Genomic DNA, 20,567 nt, shown 5'->3' with positions numbered 1-20,567 from the left:
ACCTATTGTTATTGTGAAATGAATGACTGCTGCATTTTTTGCAAATCCAGCAATGCAGTTGTTCATCAATAGGACGTGTTACGCATAAAATCCGCCCCCCTAAGCAATAAAATAATCCGATCAACTTGGGTGCAGTGTTAACACATAGCGATAAAAAATCGCGATAAAAATAATTCACAGGTGGGAACGGATTTTTGTTTTGGTTCGTCTCAATTCTGCCAAAGAGGATTTTTTTAAAATAACACCTCTATGCTGTGGATAATTTATGCGCTCGCGACCCGCCTTATTGTTGCATTTGAGTCTTGCCTTGCTGCTACCACTGGCATCGGCTGAGACCGTGATAACTATTACCGCGCTATCCACTCGCTCCGAGTTCTCGGGAAATTACTGTGCCGATCTATTGCAGAAAGCCTTAACCGCCAGCCAAGGGGCGGACGAAATTATTCATCTGCGTCATGTTGAATCCAATCAGTATCAAGCGCGCATGCTCGCCAATCTCAATAACTTGCCCAACAGTGTGGCGTGGTCAATGGCCGATAAAAACCGCAACCAAGCACTCATGCCGATTAGCATTCCACTGTTTAAAGGTCTGCTAGGCATGCGGGTTTTTATTATCCGCAAACAGGATCAAATGCATTTCGATCAAATTGAAAGCCTTGAGGATTTACAACAACTGGTTGCAGGACAAGGTGCGCACTGGCCAGACACCCATATTTTGCGCAGCAATGGCCTGAAGGTTGCCACCGCCATGGATGCCAATCTATTGGTAAAAATGTTAAAAGCCGAACGCTTTGACTATTACCCGCGCGGGGTGGTTGAGGCATGGCACGAATTGAATATTCTTAACGACCCGACACTGGCCGTAGAAAAAAATATTTTGTTGGTCTATCACGCGGATTTGTATTTTTATGTGGGCGCCGGCAATCACTCACTCGCCGAACGAATTGAGCGCGGTTTAGGCCAACTGCAGAAAACAGGCGAATTTGATCGCTATTTTTACAGCCACCAACGAATTGTTGAAGCACTGCGCCAACTGGAGGCAGCACCGAGGCGTGTTTTTTATCTGGATATTGATGGCGTAAATGCACGGGCATTGGTAGAAAACAATCCCGATTGGTATCAAGCCTTCAGTGAGGACAGCAACCCACCCCATCCCGACCACAGCGACAAACAAAAACAACTGGATGACAGGACGAATTAGTGTGCAGGAAATAAATACACACGTTTGTCCGCGGCCTGCTGCACGCGAATTGGCAGGATTTGTGCGAGCACAGCGGGCAATTGATTTACCTCCGCCGTTGTCAGTGCCATAGTAATGCGTTCGTTTTTGAGCGCGTCATGCACAATAATTTCGCCATCGTAATAACGATTCACATCACTAATGACTTCGACCAAGGTGGCGTTGTTGTACACCAGCCGCCCGCTGCGCCAGAGCGCGGCAGCGGTAGGGTCTATAGTGCCAACCGCCGATAAAACACCGTCTGCCAATTGGGTCACCGTATTGCCCGCAGTTAATACCACCGCCGGTGCTGTACTGCCCGCATCCAGCGCCAGCGCGCTCACACTGACAATGCCCTCTTCCACACTCACGCGCACTTGTCCGTTGAATTTATTTACATCAAAGCGGGTACCCACAACCCGAACGCGAGTGCCGCCCACACTGACGTAAAACGGTTGTTGTGGATTTTTGGCGATATCAAAAAACGCCTGTCCGGCAAGCAATTCCACATGGCGCTCACCCTCCGTTTGCCAAGCATTGATGCGTGTTTTGGCGGCCAAGGTAAGCTGGCTGCCATCGGGCAAGGTGATGGTTTGCAGCTGTGCCACCGCAGTTTGGTAATGACTGATAACGGGATTTGCCTCGCGCCCATCCAACACCACCCACACCCCGAGCAGTAATACACTGGCCAACGCAGCGGCCTGCCAGGAGCGACCACTCCATTGCAACCACTGATTCCATTGCGCGCGCCAGCCTGCAGCGGGTAAATCGGCTACGGAATTGCGCAATTCTGCACGGGTACCCGGTGCCAATTGCCCCAGCTGCTGCCAGGTTTGTTCGTATTCGGCAAAGGCCTGCTCGTGAGCTTCCGATGCCGCCATCCAGCGCCCAAACGCTTCGCGCTGCTGCTCGCTCACGGCGCCAGAATTTAACAACACCAACCAGTCGCGCGCCTGCGCCTGGATAGCGCTGTCAATTTGCGGTGATTTATTTGGCTTCATAGGTTCACTTCTTGTCGTTCCATGCTATTCGCCACATGCTTTGAGGGCTTTATGACAATCATCTATCGCTTTGGCGATATGTTTACGGACTACGGTTTCAGATAAGCCCACCTGCCGGGCAATTTCCGCATAGGACAAGCCATCAAACCGGCTCATCATTAATAACTGGCGTCGCCGCCCGGGCATAGCCCACATCACCTGGGCCAGAATTCCCAATCGCTGACGCGATTCATTTGTGCGCTCCGGCCCTGTGGCATCGCTCGCCTCTTCCTCGGTATGCAACACCGTCTCGCTATAACCCTGCCGCACCTTGCCGTGGCGTTTTTGATCTATGGCGATGTTGCTGCAGGCGCGATACAGAAACGCACGCGGATTTTCAACCAGCGGCGCACCCTCCAGCTCCGCAAAATTTGCAAAAGCAGACTGCACTATATCTTCGGCATCACTGGCATCCACGCCAAACTTGCCGGTTATGTAAGCACACAGCTCCCGCCGATACTGGCGGTATACATCCACTAACAGCCGTTGCTGGCTGTGGTTATGGCTGCCCAACTGCCATGCCCGCCCGATAAGAACTGGACAAAGTAACTCACCCCTTGAACCTGCTGCGCATGATTATTCTATGCAGCCCGTCACTCCAGTGTAGCTAGCAATGCAGAGGGCTGAACCGGTTGATTTACGCAGACATATCAACCTGTCTGCAAATAGGACGTGGGGGAGCGGCAAATCCGCTCCCCCCGAGTGATAAAACTTTTAGCTGGTGGAAATACTTTGGAAGGTGTTTACTCCTCCACACACCCCTTCTCACCCTCGGGCAATTTTTCCAGGCGGATATTGGTGATGCTCACCGTGAATTTGCCGTCGGTGGCGATACTGAAAGGGCCGTTGATTTTGCTTAGGTCGAAGTTGTCGCTTTTGAAGCAGTTGAGCGGTAGGGGCAGGCTGAACCATTCACCTTTGGGCATGCTTTTAATGAGTTTGTTGATGGGTAAGTCGGCGCGGCAGGGGTAACCGCAGTCCAGGCCGATGTTGACGTTTTTATCGGGTTTTACGTCCACCCGCATATCGATGGTGAGTGAGGCGGAGTCTTTGAATTTGGATAAATCAATCGGGTTGCCGTAGAGCGCAAAATTACCCTGCATTTTTTTGCGCGGTGCCCAGGTGATTTGAATCGCATCACCTTCACCTTTAAAACTGGTGGGCGCCACCTCGACTTTGCCACCTGCCGATTTGCCCTCACGCCCTGTTATGCCGGTGCTCCAATTGGTGGGGTCGCCGAGTGAAATGCTACGGCTAATCAGCTCACCTTTGATGAGATAAAAATAGTTGGGGTTAAGTTCTTGTGCCTGAGAAGCTAAAGGCAGCAGAACAATGCCGGACAAGACCAGCAAGGATTTCAGGATGGTGGGGTATTGCATGTTTGAGACCTCGTTAGAAATTATTATATGGGCAAGCCGCTGTTAAAGGAGCTTTAACAGCTGTGCATAATATTTATCCAACCGGCAAATATGTCAATTGACTATAAGAAAACCCCTCACTTAAAAAGTCCCCCGCTGTACAAAAGGTACTTGCGCGTAGAGTTTTCGCTCGCCGCCGCGCGGGTCGTTAACTAATTGCGAGGTTTCGTTGATCACCAAGGTTTCGCGCTTTTCCAAACTGTAAGGCTTCCAGCGCGGGATGCCTTTGTGGCTGGGGTTGCCGGTGTTGGCGAAGGCGATCAGCGCCTCGCTCAGTTGATCGGCCACCTTTTGCGCGGCAGGCGAGTGACCGGTGCGCGCCTGTGGGTGATGGATGGTGTCGAACACCATGGCGATATCAATCGAGTGAAACGCACCCCATTTGCCGTCGTCGAGCGGTGAACCCCAATCGAATTGATAAACATAGGCCGGTGCGCCCTGACGCGCGCGGGCTTCGGCTTCCTGGATCGCTCCGGGCCAGGAGCGGCCGGCGGTAGTGGCAGCAAAAAATACCTGCGAGGGCGTGTACTGCGGGTAAAGCTGGCGATAGGTGTCGATTACCACCTGCGGGTTTACATCGGAATATTGGCTGACTTCCAACCTTACGGGCAGTTCCTGCCAGGTCAGGTTGTGGTTTTTGGGATCGCCGCCGAGAAAGGCGCGGGTTTCGTCTTTGGTATTGCCAATCACCATGGGGATATGGCGCGATTGGGCGGGCGCTTGCGGGTAAAAGGGGTGTTGGTGCAGTACATGGTTGTCCAACACCGGGCCAAAGTAGAGGCGATTATTTTCAATGCGCGACGGGTCTTTAGTGTGCTGCGTTGCGGCGATTATGTCCTCCATCGGCAAGGTTTTCAGTCGGGCCAATTGACCGGGCGATAGCTTGAGTGTGTCCAACAATAGCTGTGCACGCTGGGTGGCAGCGCGCGGGCCAGCGGCCGTCACTTGCTGGCCACTCATGGTGAAGGCGCGGTGAAACAAGCCTGCGGCGGCGGGGGTTGCCATCAAACTGGCGATTTTAGCGCCGCCGCCCGATTGGCCAAACAGGGTGATGTTGTTGGCATCGCCCCCGAACTCAGCTGCATGTTGCTTGACCCACTGCAGCGCCTGAATCAAATCCAGCTGGCCGACATTGCCCGAGGCGGCAAATTCACGGCTGCCCAGCCCGCGTTCCTCCAATTGCGCCAAATACCAATAGCCAAAGGCGTTGAGGCGATGGTTGACGGTGATTACCACCACGTCACCACGCAGGCAGAGATTGGTGCCATCGTACAAACCACTGGCGCCGGAACCGGTGTCATAACCGCCACCGTGGATGTAAAACAATATGGGCCGGGGCTTGCCATCGCGCAGGGCGGGAGTCCAGACATTCAGGAACAGGCAATCTTCCGACATCGCCTCCTCGTTGCCGCGCTGGGGCGCTGCAGCGCCGTAGTCCAGCGCGTCGCGCACTCCCTCCCAGGGCAACTCGGGTGACGCGGGGGCAAACCGGGTTTTGGCGGTATCACCGCCGTAGGGAATACCACGAAACACCTTAATGCCCTGCTGGCTGTTGCCGCGAATTTTGCCGCTGCGAGTAGTGGCGATGGGGTATTCATCGCTGGCGCCATAGACGCGGCTGGCGCTGCCTGCCAGTAGCAGCGAACCTAAAGCCCCGGCTTTGAGCAATTGGCGGCGATCAATCACAGAGCTGTTTTCTTGAGCATTCTTGACGTGTGTTGGCTGCGGGGTCTTGTTATTGTTCATCTGGGTTATCGCCTGTGGCTTATTCGAATTAGCGCAAAAAACTAGCATAGGGTAGTTTTGAATACAAGTTGCGATATTTGTCATTTATTACTTGCAAATTCGAGTTAGCAAAGGCTAATTTAATAATAACTGAGGATTTGGGAACGCATGGCCAAGACAATTGAGGCAATCGCCGATGAGCTGGGGCTGTCCATTACCACGGTGCGTTTGGTGCTGCTGGGCAAGGCACGACAGTATCGTATCAGCGCCAAAACCGAGGCGCGGGTGCGCGAATATACGGAGCTGCATGGTTATGAAATCAACCATGTAGCACGCAGTTTGCGGTTGCAACGCAGCGATGCACTGGCATTGATTATTCCGCGTTTATCCAACCACTTTTTTGCCCAATTGGCGGAGTTGCTGGAAATTCGCTGCCGTAAAGCGGGTTTACAGCTATGGATTTCCTGCTGTTACGACAACCCGGACACCCAGCAGGAGCTGATCAAACAATTCCGCGAGCGCAATGTGGATGGCCTGTTCCTGGTACCCGCCAATGCAAATATGCCAGCGCTGGCAGCAGCGCAATTAAAACAGCGGCTGGTATTGCTGGACCGCGACTTTGGCGGCAACGATTACGCGGTGGTGGTGACGGACAACCGGCAGAGCGGCTACCAACTGGCGCAGCGCCTGCACGCTTTTTGTGTACAGCGCGGCGATTTGCAGCCGGACTTTTTATTGTTTGCGGGCAACAGCGGTATGCCGTCCATTAGCCAGCGCCTGGTCGGTTTGAATGCGGCATTGGATGACTTGGGCCTGAGCACCAGCCAGCGCCGTGAAGTACAGGTCCCGCACAATGATTTCCACGAGGGCGAACAGGCCATGGGTGAGCTGATCGACAGTGGCCAACCACTGCCCAAGGTACTGGTGTGTTCATCCATCCCGCTATTTGAAGGCGCGATGCAAGCCCTGAAACAGCGCTTGGGCGGCGCGCCAGAAAACATGGTGCTGGCGACCTTTGACGATCACAGCATGCTCGACTTTTTACGCAATCCGGTGTGCTCGGTGCGTCAGGACTATGCCTTTATGATCGAACAGGCGTTTAGCGAAATGGAACAGTTAATTAATAACAGTGATAGCCCACCGGCACGGCATATCGCCAGCATGACGCTGGTACCGCGCAATATGGATTAACCATCTCGGTAGCAGGCGGCGGGCGCAGCTATGTAGTGCAAATTGGTGCAAATAGTTTTCTCGGCAATGACATCAACCACAACAACAAAATGAATCAATAAAACCAAACGATTCAACAGAGGAAGAAACATGCAACCACTATCACTGCGCCAGCTACCACGGCTGCTGGCCTGGGGCGCACTTGCGCTGGCCGCCGCTGGCTGTACGCCGCCACAAACCAAACCCCAGGCGGACGCGAATACCGGGAGCGCCGACTGCGTCGACTACTTGGGCAACAGCTTTTTACGCCACTGCCAAACCTGGGCCACCACCTACGAAGGTCAGCGCCAGGGCGACTTGGGCGATGGCACTTACCTCAACCCGATTGTTGCCGGTGACCGGCCCGACCCCAGTATTCTCAAAGACGGCGACGACTACTATATGGTTTTCTCCACCTTTGAAAGTTACCCCGCACTGACCATTTGGCACTCCCAGGATCTGGTCAACTGGCAGCCCATTGGCCCGGCATTGACCCAATATATCGGCAGTATTTGGGCGCCGGAGCTGACTAAACATAACGGCCGCTACTACGTGTACATCCCCGCCAAATTGCCCGGCCACAACTCTAACTATGTGGTCTGGGCGGATGATATTCGCGGCCCTTGGTCTGCGCCTATCGACCTGAATCCGCGCGACGCCAAGCAGCAGCGAAAATATGCAGACCGTATCGACCCCGGGCATTTGGTGGGTGAAGACGGCAAGCGCTATTTGTTTTTCTCCCACGGCGATTATGTGCAATTGGCCGATGATGGCCTGAGCCTGGTGGGAGAAATGAAACACACCTACGACGGCTGGAAATACCCCGAGGAGTGGGACGTGGAAAGCTACGCCCAGGAAGGGCCAAAAATGATGAAACGCGGTGACTACTTCTACATGGTCACCGCCGTGGGCGGCACCGCTGGCCCACCAACCGGCCATATGGTGATTGCGGCCCGCGCCAAATCGGTACACGGCCCCTGGGAGAACTCACCCAACAACCCCATTATTCGCACCGAATCCGCGGCGGAAAAATGGTGGTCGCGCGGCCACGCCACACTGGTGGAAGGCCCAACCCCCGGCGATTGGTACATGATGTACCACGGCTATGAAAACGGCTTCCACACCCTTGGCCGCCAAACCATGCTCGAACCCATCGAGTGGACGGATGACGGCTGGTTCCGCTCCAAAGGCTTTGATGTGGGCGAACCCATTCCCAAACCCAAAGGCGGCAAGGCGAGCAAACACGGCAGCCCGCTGTCGGACGATTTCAGCAGCAACAAATTTGGCTTGCAGTGGAGTTTTTATCGCGGCGACCAGAGCGAAAACCAACGCTTACACTACGGTCGCGATGCCCAGGGCCCCTATCTGGAACTTAGCCCCAAAGGCACTTCACCCAGCAACTCATCGCCCATGACCTTTGTACAGGGCAATCAGGCCTATCAGTTTGAGGTGGATCTGGAGTTGGAAGAAGGTGCAGTCGCGGGTGCCATGGTGTTCTACAACGACAAACTCTACGCCGGTGTCGGCATCGCGCCCAAGGGTTTCTGGCTACATCGCTACGGTATGGATCAGCGTTACAGCGCCCGCCCGGACGGCAATAAATTCCGCCTGCGCGTGACCAATAATCGCCACATACTGACCATCCACTACAGTACTGACCAAGGCAAAACCTGGCGCAAATACGATACACAAATGGAGGTCTCCGGCTTTCACCATAACGTCGCTTACGGCTTTATGAGCCTGCGCCCGGCGCTTTACGCCGCGGGCACTGGCAAAGTGAAATTCCGCAATTTTGTTTATCGGGCCTTGCCCTAGATCTACCGGGCGTTGCCCTAGCAGGGGTTTACCCGCTGACAACGTCCAACTGGTAACCGATATCGCCTAAATGGCGCTGTTCGGTTTCCAGATCGGCCTGGGTGAGCGGGTGGTTTTGCAGCCATTGACGCGGCAGCGATAATTTTATTTTTTTGCCTTCCGCTGTCAGTGCAATAACAGGTAAACCGTCTTTAATGCGGCCGCGATGAAAAATTGCCGCCAGGCGCAACAAAATCGCCAGGCGCACTAAATCGATATTATCGAGCGGGAAATTTTTGGCGGGAAAGCGTTTGCGATGCGCCAGTACCAACGCGGAAAGCTGGGCTTGCTCTGCGCGCGAACAACCGGCGAGGTCGACGTGTTGCACAATATAAGCCGAGTGTTTGTGATAATCGTTGTGCGCAATATCCAAACCGACTTGATACAAACGCGCGGCCCAACCCAATAATTTGCTCGCATCATTCGCGGTTAATTGCCAGGTTTGCGCCACCTGCGCCAACAATTGCAGCGCGGTGTTTTCCACCGCCGTCGCTTTTTCCATATTCACGTGAAAACGCAGCGCCAGTGCATCCACACTGGCCTGACGTATATCGTGATTTTCCAAGCGGCCTTTTTGATCAAACAACAAACCTTCGCGCAGCGCCCAATCAGCTGCGATCATGGTTTTTAATTGCAGCGCTTCAAACAATGCGCGCAATACAATCGCACCGCCTAAAAAAACCGGTTTGCGATCATCGGATAAACCGGGCATATCAATATCCAATTTTCCCTCATCCAAATAGCGCGCAATAATTTTATCGAGCGACACAGCGGTGATAGCGCCATCGCTCCAGCCATTGGCTTCACAGACTTTCGCAACCGCTTTAATACTGCCCGAAGCGCCCAGCACCTGTTGCCAACCGCGTTCGATAAATTCATCTTTTACCGGCTGTAATTCTTGCAAGCAGGCGATCAGCGCTTTGGTGATGGATTTTTCACTCACCTTGCCATCGTGAAAAAATTGTTTGGTGATGGCAACACAGCCCATGCTCAAACTTTCTTTGAGCGACGGAGTCATACCTTCGCCCAAAATAACTTCCGTACTGCCGCCGCCAATATCCATCACAATACGATTGCCTTTATCCGGTGCAATACAATGCGCCACCCCCAAATAAATTAAACGCGCCTCTTCATCGCCCGAAATAATTTCCACCGGATGGCCAAGCCGCGCTTCGGCGGCCGCCAGAAATTCACCGCCGTCATTAACACTGCGCAAGGTTTTAGTGCCCACAATACGCACACTGCGCGAAGGGTAAGCGCGCAGGCATTCGCCAAAACGTTCCAAACACGCCAGTGCACGCTCGCGCGCGTCTTTGCTCAAACTGCCATCGGCCTGCAAACCAAAACCCAAACGCACCGGCTCGCGCAAACGGTCGAGCAGCGTGAGCTGGCCATTGTCCCAGCGCGCCACAATCATATGAAAACTGTTGGAGCCTAAATCCAGCGCGGCGATATGACTGGCAGCGGCCTCGGGGCGGGAAGATAAATTAAACATGGCGCATTTCCGTTTATCAGCAACTGGATTGAGTATGGGCTAGGCGGGAGACGATTGGCGGACAGATTACAATCATCTGGCGCCGATGCACAGCCGCCGCGCGCGATTGCGCAACACACGGCAAATTATTCAGGCAATAAAAAAGGCAATCACCACAGTGATTGCCTTTGTTGAAAACACACTAACAAATTAGTTCAGCGCTTCAGACGCTTCCGGTTTTGCTTGCTGTGCTTGTTGCTGCGCTGCCGTAATCGCTTGCACAAACACCGCATCAAAATTAATCGGTGGCAACATTAAGGGTGGGAAACTGCCACGACCGAGAATGCCGTCTACCGCTTCACGCGCGTAGGGGAACAAAATTTGTGGGCAGGCGGTGTTAATTAATTGCGTTACCGCAGGGCCTTCAATACCGGAAATGGCAAACAAACCGGCTTGTTTGACTTCCACCAAAAACACGGCGCGGTCTTCGAGACGGGCGGTGATAGTGAGCAACAGCACTACTTCAAACAAACCCTCTTCAATCGGGTTGGCCTGGATATTTAAATCCTGTTGGATATTGGGTTTGTAGGCTTTGGTAAAAGCCTCCGGGCCCATCGGCGTTTCAAACGAAATATCTTTCAAATAAATACGTTGAATCGCGAATACCGGGCCTTTGGCGCCTTCTGCTGCTGCAGTTTGTTGATTATTTTCAGACATAATAAACTCGACTTGGTGGTATTAAAAAATCCTAATGATAAACAATGCAGCGCCGAATCAGCCTTGCGCCAACAATGCATCCAGTTTGCCCGCTTTATCCAGCGCCCACAGATCGGTAAAACCGCCGACATGATGTTCGCCAATCCAGATTTGCGGCACAGTGCGTTGACCGCTTTTATCCATCATTTCCTGGCGTAAATGCGGTTGGGTGTCCACGCGAATTTCCTCAACCGCTACACCTTTTTGCGCCAATAATTTTTTGGCATTAACGCAGTAAGGGCAGACAGCGGTGGTGTACATAGTCACGCGGACCATAAAAACTCCAACTAATTTGGGGTGGGTCAAAACACTCTTGGGCAGGTTATTACTTGCCCTTTACCAGCGGTAAATTCTGCGCTTGCCATTCGGCAATACCGCCGCCTAAACGGCGCACATCAAACCCTTCTTTGCCGAGAAAGCGGCCGACGGCACCGGCGTGTTGGCCGAGTTTGTCGATCAGGATGATGGTTTTTTCTTTGTAGCTCGCCACTTCAGTCGATTCTTTGGTGAGCTTGGCGTAGGGCACGTTAATCGCCCCGACTATATGGCCCGCCTTGAATTCAGCACTGTCGCGCAGGTCTACCAATACGGCGTTGCCCTCATTGACCAAACGCGTCACTTCGTGGGGTGATACCGGGCGACCGCTTTTAATGCGATCGCGCCATACGTAGATGTAAATCAGCACAATCAGGGTGGTGACCAACAGCCATTCTTGGGTAACAAATACAATAAAGTCCACAGCACTTTGCCTTCTTTTGGTTGGTCTGTTCCGCTAAGTGGGGACACACCAAGGAGTTTTCAATACACCTTGCACACCGTTTTGGCGCGGGCGTCAACAAGGCGCGGAAGTATACACGATTGAACACCGCGATTAACCGGCGCGTGCGGGCTTCAACGCAAAGCGTTCTGCGCGCCATAGCGGGATTGTAAGCGGCAGATAGCGAGTTTTTACATAGAGTTAGCGCGCCCAACCCGCTAGAATACGAACCATTATCGCTGCAGCGAGTCGCTGGCCTGCGAACCCCATTCAACGATAGTGCACCTGAGGCGCTATCGAGCTGTCCCGATTCATGTTCATCCGACCCTGGAACCGATTTATGAGCGCAAAAAAACCTATAGTGTTGTTGATTCTCGATGGTTATGGCTACTCCGAAAAAACCAAGTACAACGCCATCGCGGCGGCGCACAAACCTGTGTTTGACAAACTCTGGGCCAATGATCCCAAAAGTCTGATTGAAACCTCGGGCATGGCCGTGGGCCTGCCGGAAGGACAAATGGGCAATAGCGAAGTGGGCCATATGACCCTCGGCGCAGGCCGCGTGGTCTACCAAAACTTTACCCGTATCAATAAAGCCATCAGCGATGGCGACTTCTTCACTAATCCGGTCTATGTAACCGCCATCGATAGCGCCATCGCCGCCGGCAAAGCCGTGCACATCCTCGGCCTGCTCTCTGAGGGGGGTGTACACAGCCATGAAGACCACATCTACGCCATGATGAAAATGGCCGTCGGTCGCGGTGCAAAAGAAGTCTACTTGCACGCCTTTTTGGATGGCCGCGACACTGCACCGCGCAGCGCCGAAAAATCCCTGCAGCGCGCGCAGGATTTGTTTAAGGAATTGGGCGCCGGACGTGTAGCGTCTATTGTCGGCCGTTATTTTGCGCTCGACCGCGACAACCGCTGGGATCGCGTTAAAGCCGCTTACGATGTAATGGTAACGGGCGATGCCGAATTTGATGCACTCACCGCCGTGGACGGCTTGAAAGCCGCTTACGAGCGCGGCGAAAACGACGAGTTTGTAAAAGCCACGGTAGTCTGCGGCGAGGACGAAGAAGTCGCCACTATCAACGATGGCGACTCAGTGATTTTTATGAACTTCCGCCCCGATCGCGCACGCGAAATCACCAACGCCCTGATCAGCGAAGACTTCACCGGTTTTGAACGCGAGCTGCACCCAAACATTGCGCACTTTGTACAAACCACGGAATACGCCTCCAGCATCAAAGCACCTATCGCCTTCCCGCCGGAAGACCTGACCAATTCATTTGGCGATTACATTGCACAGCTGGGCAAAACCCAATTGCGCATCGCCGAAACCGAAAAATACGCCCACGTAACTTTCTTCTTCAACAGCGGCAATGAAGTGGTCTACGAAGGTGAAGACCGTATTCTGGTGCCATCGCCCCAAGTGGCTACCTACGACTTGCAACCGGAAATGAACGCACCAATTGTGACCGACAAATTGGTCGAAGCCATTGAGTCGGGCAAATACGACGCGATTATCTGCAACTACGCCAACTGCGATATGGTCGGTCACTCCGGCATTATGGAAGCGGCAACCAAAGCGGTAGAGGCGGTTGATATCTGCCTTGGCCGTGTATTGGAAGCGGTGGACAAGGTGGGCGGCGAGGCGTTAATCACCGCTGACCACGGCAATGTGGAAGAGATGTTCGACGAAGAAACCGGCCAACCGCACACCCAACACTCTACCTTGCCCGTGCCCTTTATTTTCCACAGCCACCGCAAAGGCACCATCGCCCCCGGCGGTTCGCTGGCGGATGTAGCACCCACCATGCTGCACTTGATGGGCCTGCCGCAACCGAAAGAAATGACCGGACGCAACCTGATTACCCTGGCGTAACCAGCAAGTACAAAGCGGCTGGTGTACTGCACCAGCCGCTTTATTTTTCACCCCTATTGATATGACTACCATGAGTCGATTTTTTGTATTCGCCAAAACTCTCGCACTCAACAGCCTGTGGTGCGCTGTGCTGGTGTTTTCCGCCAGCAGTTATGCCGATGAAAAAGCCGAAATGGCCAAGCTGCAGAAAGAGATAGAAGCACTGCAAAAAGAGCTGCAACAGGTGCAGGGCACACGCTCCAGCTTGCAAAAAGATCTGCAAAAATCGGAACAGGAAATTAACAAACTCCAGCAAAAAGCCAATGAGATCAACAAAGAACTCAAACAGCAAAACAACGAATTGAATCAGCTCAAAAATGAGCGCAGCCAGCTGGAGCAGGCCAAAAAAAAGCAGCAGGGTGAAATTGCCGAGCAGATGCGCGCCGCGCATAAACTGGGCGAACAGAGTGAGGTGAAAGTACTGCTCAATCAGGAATCGCCCGATCAGCTGTCGCGCATCATGAAATACCACAGTTATTTTATGGAGGCGCATACCCAGAAAATGCAGGGTTTTATGGAAACTATCGCCCGCATCGATGCACTAACACCGGAGATAGAAAAAAAAACCCTTGAACTGGGCGCGATGCAAGCACAGTTGGATGAACAGCGCCAACAGCTGAAAAGCCATCAGAGTGAACGCCAAAAAGCGCTGGCGAAAGTTAACCATCAATTCAAAGACAAAAACCAACAGCTCAAACAGCTAAGTGAGGATCGCCGCCGTCTGCAGGCCTTGTTGGAGCGAGTGAGCGAGCGTGTTGCCAGCAGTGGTGCCATCAATTCACCAGCCTATGTACCGTTGCCTGCGGGTGGTGAAAAGTTTTCCCTGCGCAAAGGCCGCTTGCCCTGGCCAACTCAGGGCAGGTTGATCCATCGCTTTGGCAGCGCGCGCATTGCCGGGCAAATTAACTGGAGCGGATCTTATATTGCCGCGCCTATGGGCAATCAGGTAATTGCAGTCCATCATGGGCGCGTGGTTTTTGCCGATTATTTTGGCGGGCACGGGCTGCTGGTGATTGTGGATCACGGCGAAGGCTACCTGAGCCTTTATGCCCACAATCAAAGCCTGCTCAAAAAGGCGGGCGAACCGGTGCGCGCCGGTGAAGCTATTGCCAGTGTTGGCAACTCGGGTGGCCAAGCCAGCACCGGTTTGTATTTTGAAATTCGCCACCAGGGGCGCCCCATAGACCCGGGCGGCTGGCTCGCACGCGGCTAGCAGCACTTTATATTCAGTGCAGCGACTTATTGTGTACAGCGGTTATTTTTTTGCGGGTGGCTGTCATTCCAAGCCGATTTGGCTTAGTGTGCGCCCCCGATTCAGGATAGATTTTGGCTTATCCAGCCATCGGAGACCTCATGTTTTGCGCGGCTTTTTCCCAGTTCCACGGTAACCTCCGCTCGACCCTCATCAGCCTGCTGGCATTGTTACCGGCATTGGCGCTGGCGGATGAAAAATCCACCGCTAATACAACCACCGGGCTGTTGCCGCTGGAAGAGCTGCGCACTTTCACCCGTGTCTATGACCATGTCCGCAGTGGTTATGTCGATGACATCAGCGATGCACAGCTGCTGGAATACGCCATCAAAGGCATGATTGCTGAGTTAGACCCGCATTCCGCTTATCTGGATAAAGAAGCCTTTGCCGATCTGCAAGCCAACACCTCTGGCGAGTTCGGCGGTGTCGGTCTGGAAGTGAGCCTGGATGATGGCTATGTCAAAGTAGTTACCCCCATCGACGATAGCCCCTCCGCCAAAGCCGGTATTTTGGCGGGTGACATAGTGGTGCGTATCGACGATAAACCCGTCAAGGGCATGGATTTAAACAAAGCGGTCAACCTGATGCGCGGCCCTAAAAACAGCCCGATTAAAATCACCGTGATGCGCGATGGTGTCGATCAACCTATCGATTTCGATTTGCTGCGCGACATTATCAAAGTGCAAAGCGTGCGCACCCGCTTGTTGGAGCAGGATTACTTCTACATTCGCATCGCTCAATTCCAGCTGGATACCGGCAAAGAAATGGGCAAAAAAATTCAGGATCAGCTGAAGAAAAATCAGGACACCAAGGGAATTATCCTCGATTTACGCAACAACCCCGGTGGGGTATTGCAGGCGTCGGTCGAAGTGGTGGATGCATTCCTTGATGGCGGCCAGGTGGTTTACACCCAGGGTCGGCTCGATAACAGCAATATCAGCTATAACGCCGAAGCCGGTGATATTACCGGCGGTCTACCCTTGGTAGTGCTAATCAATGACGGCTCCGCCTCCGCCTCGGAAATCGTCGCCGGCGCCCTGCAGGATCACAAACGCGCCATCATTATGGGCACCCGCAGCTTTGGCAAAGGCTCGGTGCAATCGGTCATCCCCATCAGCAATGACCGCGCTGTAAAACTCACAACCGCACTCTATTACACCCCCAATGGCCGCTCGATTCAGGCGCAAGGCATTGAACCGGATGTAGAAGTAGAACGCGTGCAAGTTGCCGCAATCGCCCAGAACAGCGGTGTGACCGAAGCGGATTTGGCGCGCCATTTGGGCAACGGCAAAGGCGGCAAAGAGAGTACCAGTAAAGAGCGAGCCAACCGCCGCATCACCAGTGCCGAGCTGCTACAGGAAGACAACCAGCTGCATGAGGCGTTGAATCTGCTCAAAGGCTTGAATATTTTTCTGCAAAGTTCGCCCTTGGCCAAGAGCACGGAAACCCAACCGGAAATTGCACCGGACATAGTGCTGCAACCCAGTCTCGACGAACCCGTTCAAGACCAATAACCCCCATGTGCACGCCGAAGGCAAGATTCCACTGCCGCTGGCTATTTATCCTCTTGAGTTGCCTGGCGTCGATTGACAGCGCCAGCAGCGCCCCCGCTGCCAATCAACACGCCCAACTGGCAATCATTATCGATGACCTGGGTTACAACCTGCGCCTCGGTCAGCGCACCTTGAACCTGCCCGGCGCTATCACCGTTGCGGTTTTACCCTTTACCCCCCACGGACGCGAGCTGGCCCACTATGCCCATCAACAGGGTAAAGAAGTCATGCTGCACGCGCCCATGAGCAATCATCATGATTATCCTCTAGGGCGCGGGGGCTTGCGCAGCGGCATGGCAAAAACCGAATTCATCGCCGTATTGCGCCAGAATCTCGCCAATGTACCCCATGTCAAAGGCGTGAATAACCATATGGGCAGCCAACTCACAGAAGAGGCCGAACCTATGGGCTGGTTGATGGCGGAGTTAAAACAACAACAGCTCTATTTTGTCGATAGTCGCACCAGCGCCCAGACCCAGGCGCTGATTCAGGCACAGGAAATCGGTTTGCCCAGCCGTCGGCGCGACGTATTTTTGGATGATAAAAAAGACCAGCAGGTCATTTACCAACAGTTGTTGTTAGCACTGGAAAAAGCACAGCAACAAGGCTCAGCCATCGCGATCGGCCACCCTTATCCAGAGACACTGCGCGTATTGGAACAACTACCGGAACTATTGGCGCGCTATCAAGTCCACTTGGTTAAGGCATCGCAATTAATGGCCGATACCATCCCGGGTGGATTAAAGGGAGGCGCGGGCAATTATTGTCTCGCACCGCCCATGAGCCTCTGGCCGGAAACCTGGATGCCTATCAACCCTTTTGACTACACACCGCCAGTGTGGGAAAATTGATGAATTAAACGCCAAGCTGGTTAAATCCAGAATGATCTAAAAATAGCATTGTGGCAGACCAACTAAATCTAGCGATCTGCTTTCGTTGCTGTTTATAATCATGCTGGGCGATTAATGATCAGTCCGCAACAGGGAATATTCAGAGTGGCAGCGCAGCGAGGAATCAATATGGCTACAGCAAATAGAGCAGGCGAACAGGGCAGCGTCCCTTCCCGGCACGGCAGATACATACAGAAAGATGGCTACTGGTATTACACCACCCGCGAAGGCGTGGATATAGGCCCGTTTGATAGCCACGCTGATGCCGAAGTAGGTGTTGGAGAGTTTATTGAATTTATTCAGGCATCCGAACCAAAGGTATCCGATGTACTAAAGCAGTACCGCGCGGCCTAGATCCTTTCTAGGCCGCTGACAAAAACGGGCGCCATTGGGCGCCCGTTTTTGCATGTCTCGTTTCATTTTCAACCAAAAGCTTTTACAGACGCACCTCTATACCCCGCTCACGCATATACTCTTTCGCTTGCTGCAAGGTGTATTCGCGGAAATGAAAAATGCTCGCCGCCAGCACCGCATCGGCACGGCCCTGAGTCACACCATCCACCAAATGCTGCAAATTGCCCACGCCGCCCGAAGCGATCACCGGCACCGGCACCGCATCGCTAATCGCGCGCGTCACACCCAGGTCATAACCCTTTTTGGTGCCATCGCCATCCATGCTGGTAAGCAAAATCTCGCCCGCACCATAGGCGGCCATTTTGGCTGCCCACTCCACTGCGTCGATGCCCGTAGGTTTACGGCCACCGTGGGTAAAAATCTCCCAGCGCGGTGTCTCGCCTTCAGCGCTGACTTTTTTAGCATCAATCGCCACCACAATGCACTGGGCACCAAAACGGTCAGAGGCCGCTTTTACAAAGTCGGGGTTAAACACCGCTGCTGAGTTGATACTCACTTTATCTGCACCCGCATTAAGCATGATGCGGATATCCTCCACCGTGCGAATACCGCCGCCCACCGTAAGCGGGATAAACACCTCGCTCGCGATCTTCTCTACCGTGTGCACCGTGGTGGCACGCCCTTCATGGGTAGCGGTGATATCGAGAAAGGTGATCTCATCCGCGCCTTCCTGGTTGTAGCGCTTGGCGATTTCTACCGGATCACCCGCATCGCGGATATCCAGAAATTGCACGCCTTTAACCACGCGGCCATTGTCCACATCGAGGCAGGGAATTATGCGTTTTGCGAGTGCCATACAGAGTTCCGGTGGTTAATTTGCGTCGCAATAAGCTTGAGCTTCTGCCATGGTCAGCGTGCCTTCGTAAATCGCGCGGCCGGTGATGGCGCCGCAGATACCCTTATGTGATTCGGCTTTGAGCGCGATAATATCGTCCATATTGGTCACGCCACCTGAGGCGATAATCGGGATGCTGGAGGCCTGCGCCATAGCGACAGTCGCCTGCACATTCACACCTTGCATCATTCCGTCGCGGGCGATGTCGGTGTAGACGATGCTGCTGACACCGTCCTGCTCGAAACGTTTGGCGAGTTCGGAGGCTTGCACATTGGATACTTCCGCCCAGCCGTCGGTGGCAACCCAGCCGTCTTTGGCATCAAGGCCGACGATGATGTGACCGGGAAATTGTTTGCACATGTCGGTCACAAACTGCGGCTCTTTTACCGCTTTGGTGCCGATAATTACGTATTCAACACCCGCATTCAGGTAATACTCGATGGTTTCCGCGCTGCGGATGCCGCCGCCGATCTGAATCGGCAGCTTGGGATAGGCTTTGGCAATCGCAGTAACCACACCGCCATTCACTGGCTTGCCTTCAAAGGCGCCATTCAAATCGACCAAATGCAAACGACGACAACCTTGTTGCACCCATTGTGCGGCCATCGCGACGGGATCGTCAGAGAACACGGTTGAATCGTCCATCAAACCCTGGCGCAAGCGTACACATTGGCCATCTTTTAAATCAATTGCGGGGATAATTAACATTGATCAATCTCGATTAAACAGAAAGTAGCTTGGGCAGTCATGCCCAACGTGGGTAGCGGTAATTACAATGTTGGGTATTGCTGCCCAACCTAAGCCTTGCCATCCCAATGTAAAAAATTCTTCAGCAACTGCAAACCCGCCGTGTGGCTCTTTTCCGGGTGGAATTGCACCGCAAACAGATTGCCGCGTGTGAGCGCTGCATGAAATGGTACGCCATAGTCGCAAGTTGCAGCGATCAAGCTGCTATCTTCGGCAAATACATAAAAGCTGTGCACGAAGTAGAAGCGGCTGTCCTGCTCGATACCCACCCAAAGTGGGTGATCATTGTGATGCACCTGATTCCAGCCCATATGCGGTACTTTCAGGTGATTTCCTGCAGCATCGCGATGATTTTCGCCGAAAAAGCGCACTTTTCCCGGCAGAATGCCGATGCAATCGACACCGCCGTTTTCTTCGCTGCTATCCATTAAAGCCTGCATGCCAACACAAATGCCGAGCACCGGTTTACCAGTGGCGATTTGCTCGCGCAACAGCTTGTCGAAGCCGAGGCGTTTGATTTCCGCCATGCAGTCGCGGATCGCGCCTACACCGGGGAATACCACGCGGTCGGCAGCGGCTACCACGGCGGGATCAGAAGTCACCACAACGTTTTGTTCAGGTGCAACATGACTCAGGGCGCTGGCCACTGAGTGGAGGTTGCCCATGCCGTAATCGATAACGGCAACTGTCTGCTTAGTCATAAATCAGAGGCTACCTTTGGTGGAGGGCATAATGCCTTCCATGCGCGGGTCGAGTTCGAGCGCCATACGCAGGGCGCGGCCGAAGGCTTTGAACACAGTTTCTATCTGGTGATGGGCATTGTGGCCGCGCAGGTTGTCCACGTGCAGGGTAACGCCGGCGTGGTTGACGAAGCCCTGGAAAAACTCCCAGAACAATTCCACATCAAACTGGCCGACGCGCTTTTGCGTAAAGGGGATCTGCATGACCAGGCCGGGGCGGCCGGAGAAATCGATCACCACGCGCGACAAGGCTTCATCCAGCGGCACGTAGGCGTGGCCGTAGCGGCGGATGCCTTTTTTATCGCCCACGGCTTTGGCAACGGCCTGACCAATGGTGATGCCAATGTCTTCCACTGAGTGGTGATCGTCGATATGGGTGTCGCCGTCGCAGGTGACGTCCAGGTCGATCATGCCATGGCGGGCGATCTGATCCATCATATGTTCAAGAAAGGGCACGCCGGTGTTAAACACGCCTTTACCGGCGCCATCGAGGTTGAGGCTGACGTTGATTTTGGTTTCCAGGGTATTGCGCGCCACACTGGCAACCCGTTGGTTGGGTGCAGTAGGGTCAGTGCAAGGGGTTGAATCGGTCATAAATACACTCGGCAGGGAGCAGGCTGAAAAGATGCGCGAATTATATAGACTCGGGCCGCTAAATTCACGGAAAGCTGCGCTATAAGCGCGATTGTTAAGTGGGCATACAGTTTCCAGCACCCAAAATTCTTATCAAGTCCCCAGCGGACAAGTGCTGGTTTTACGG

21 protein-coding genes are annotated in these 20,567 nt (G+C 53.6%); 8 read left to right on the top strand and 13 right to left on the bottom strand.

Translation table 11 applies throughout. The annotated features are described in order from the left end of the window. The first annotated feature begins 265 nt into the window (after positions 1-265). Positions 266-1,201, top strand: coding sequence for a hypothetical protein (locus D0B88_RS04605; RefSeq protein ID WP_151055491.1), 936 nt, complete (start codon positions 266-268; stop codon positions 1,199-1,201). On the opposite strand, the gene D0B88_RS04600 is transcribed toward D0B88_RS04605, so the two are convergent. From D0B88_RS04600 to D0B88_RS04585, 4 genes are all read right to left on the bottom strand, one after another. Next, on the bottom strand, positions 1,198-2,220 hold the full coding sequence (locus D0B88_RS04600; protein ID WP_151055489.1) for a FecR domain-containing protein: 1,023 nt from the start codon (positions 2,218-2,220) through the stop codon (positions 1,198-1,200). The genes D0B88_RS04605 and D0B88_RS04600 overlap by 4 nt on opposite strands. A 24-nt stretch (positions 2,221-2,244) precedes the next feature. Beyond that, positions 2,245-2,772 (bottom strand): sigma-70 family RNA polymerase sigma factor, encoded by a 528-nt coding sequence (locus tag D0B88_RS04595; protein ID WP_007638802.1) that lies wholly within the window; start codon positions 2,770-2,772, stop codon positions 2,245-2,247. Positions 2,773-3,002: 230 nt separating this feature from the next. Beyond that, complete coding sequence (locus D0B88_RS04590; protein ID WP_151055485.1) at positions 3,003-3,638, bottom strand: putative glycoside hydrolase; 636 nt, start codon at positions 3,636-3,638, stop codon at positions 3,003-3,005. Positions 3,639-3,758: 120 nt separating this feature from the next. After that, entirely contained in the window at positions 3,759-5,423 is a 1,665-nt protein-coding gene (locus D0B88_RS04585) for a carboxylesterase/lipase family protein (RefSeq protein ID WP_225318533.1), read from the bottom strand. Positions 5,424-5,570: 147 nt separating this feature from the next. Here D0B88_RS04585 and D0B88_RS04580 point away from each other — a divergent pair, with 147 nt between their 5' ends. Continuing rightward, positions 5,571-6,593 (top strand): LacI family DNA-binding transcriptional regulator, encoded by a 1,023-nt coding sequence (locus D0B88_RS04580; RefSeq protein WP_151055483.1) that lies wholly within the window; start codon positions 5,571-5,573, stop codon positions 6,591-6,593. Here the strand turns inward: D0B88_RS04580 and D0B88_RS19220 are convergent. After that, on the bottom strand, positions 6,590-6,724 hold the full coding sequence (locus tag D0B88_RS19220; protein WP_255477829.1) for a hypothetical protein: 135 nt from the start codon (positions 6,722-6,724) through the stop codon (positions 6,590-6,592). The two genes, D0B88_RS04580 and D0B88_RS19220, sit on opposite strands and share 4 nt — an antisense overlap. On the opposite strand from D0B88_RS19220, the gene D0B88_RS04575 reads away from it, so the two are divergent. After that, on the top strand, positions 6,723-8,426 hold the full coding sequence (locus D0B88_RS04575) for a family 43 glycosylhydrolase (protein ID WP_151055482.1): 1,704 nt from the start codon (positions 6,723-6,725) through the stop codon (positions 8,424-8,426). The genes D0B88_RS19220 and D0B88_RS04575 overlap by 2 nt on opposite strands. A gap of 28 nt (positions 8,427-8,454) precedes the next feature. Here the strand turns inward: D0B88_RS04575 and D0B88_RS04570 are convergent, their stop codons facing one another. From D0B88_RS04570 to D0B88_RS04555, 4 genes are all read right to left on the bottom strand, one after another. After that, on the bottom strand, positions 8,455-9,960 hold the full coding sequence (locus D0B88_RS04570; RefSeq protein ID WP_151055480.1) for a Ppx/GppA phosphatase family protein: 1,506 nt from the start codon (positions 9,958-9,960) through the stop codon (positions 8,455-8,457). 189 nt (positions 9,961-10,149) lie between these two features. After that, positions 10,150-10,656 carry a protein-export chaperone SecB gene (gene secB / locus D0B88_RS04565; protein WP_151055478.1) on the bottom strand — a complete coding sequence of 169 codons (507 nt, stop codon included), beginning with the start codon at positions 10,654-10,656 and terminating at the stop codon, positions 10,150-10,152. A gap of 57 nt (positions 10,657-10,713) precedes the next feature. Next, positions 10,714-10,971 (bottom strand): glutaredoxin 3, encoded by a 258-nt coding sequence (gene grxC / locus D0B88_RS04560; RefSeq protein WP_151055476.1) that lies wholly within the window; start codon positions 10,969-10,971, stop codon positions 10,714-10,716. A 49-nt stretch (positions 10,972-11,020) separates the two neighbouring features. Continuing rightward, complete coding sequence (locus tag D0B88_RS04555) at positions 11,021-11,434, bottom strand: rhodanese-like domain-containing protein (protein ID WP_007638822.1); 414 nt, start codon at positions 11,432-11,434, stop codon at positions 11,021-11,023. Positions 11,435-11,792: 358 nt separating this feature from the next. Here D0B88_RS04555 and gpmI point away from each other — a divergent pair, with 358 nt between their 5' ends. The 5 genes from gpmI to D0B88_RS04530 all read left to right on the top strand — a co-directional run bounded on the left by gpmI (position 11,793) and on the right by D0B88_RS04530 (position 17,425). Then, complete coding sequence (gene gpmI, locus D0B88_RS04550; protein WP_151055474.1) at positions 11,793-13,337, top strand: 2,3-bisphosphoglycerate-independent phosphoglycerate mutase; 1,545 nt, start codon at positions 11,793-11,795, stop codon at positions 13,335-13,337. A gap of 70 nt (positions 13,338-13,407) precedes the next feature. Next, positions 13,408-14,589, top strand: coding sequence for a murein hydrolase activator EnvC (locus D0B88_RS04545; RefSeq protein ID WP_225318532.1), 1,182 nt, complete (start codon positions 13,408-13,410; stop codon positions 14,587-14,589). Between the two features lie 140 nt (positions 14,590-14,729). Next, complete coding sequence (locus D0B88_RS04540; RefSeq protein WP_007638829.1) at positions 14,730-16,142, top strand: S41 family peptidase; 1,413 nt, start codon at positions 14,730-14,732, stop codon at positions 16,140-16,142. A 5-nt stretch (positions 16,143-16,147) separates the two neighbouring features. Further along, complete coding sequence (locus D0B88_RS04535) at positions 16,148-17,032, top strand: divergent polysaccharide deacetylase family protein (protein ID WP_225318531.1); 885 nt, start codon at positions 16,148-16,150, stop codon at positions 17,030-17,032. 168 nt (positions 17,033-17,200) lie between these two features. Then, positions 17,201-17,425, top strand: coding sequence for a DUF6316 family protein (locus D0B88_RS04530; protein ID WP_040391022.1), 225 nt, complete (start codon positions 17,201-17,203; stop codon positions 17,423-17,425). 82 nt (positions 17,426-17,507) lie between these two features. Here the strand turns inward: D0B88_RS04530 and hisF are convergent, their stop codons facing one another. From hisF to hisB, 4 genes are all read right to left on the bottom strand, one after another. Next, positions 17,508-18,281 carry an imidazole glycerol phosphate synthase subunit HisF gene (gene hisF, locus D0B88_RS04525; RefSeq protein WP_094984772.1) on the bottom strand — a complete coding sequence of 258 codons (774 nt, stop codon included), beginning with the start codon at positions 18,279-18,281 and terminating at the stop codon, positions 17,508-17,510. A 15-nt stretch (positions 18,282-18,296) separates the two neighbouring features. Next, positions 18,297-19,028: a 1-(5-phosphoribosyl)-5-[(5-phosphoribosylamino)methylideneamino]imidazole-4-carboxamide isomerase gene (gene hisA / locus D0B88_RS04520; protein WP_151055470.1), complete on the bottom strand. Its 732-nt coding sequence runs from the start codon at positions 19,026-19,028 to the stop codon at positions 18,297-18,299. An 89-nt stretch (positions 19,029-19,117) separates the two neighbouring features. Continuing rightward, positions 19,118-19,768, bottom strand: a complete 651-nt coding sequence (gene hisH, locus D0B88_RS04515; protein WP_151055468.1) for an imidazole glycerol phosphate synthase subunit HisH — start codon at positions 19,766-19,768, stop codon at positions 19,118-19,120. Positions 19,769-19,771: 3 nt separating this feature from the next. Further along, positions 19,772-20,401 carry an imidazoleglycerol-phosphate dehydratase HisB gene (gene hisB, locus D0B88_RS04510; protein WP_151055466.1) on the bottom strand — a complete coding sequence of 210 codons (630 nt, stop codon included), beginning with the start codon at positions 20,399-20,401 and terminating at the stop codon, positions 19,772-19,774. Positions 20,402-20,567: the final 166 nt, after the last annotated feature.

Origin of the sequence: Cellvibrio sp. KY-YJ-3 (assembly GCF_008806955.1) — a bacterium.
In the GTDB taxonomy this organism is placed as follows: Bacteria; Pseudomonadota; Gammaproteobacteria; order Pseudomonadales; family Cellvibrionaceae; genus Cellvibrio.
This window is presented reverse-complemented; position numbering and strand designations above follow the sequence as displayed.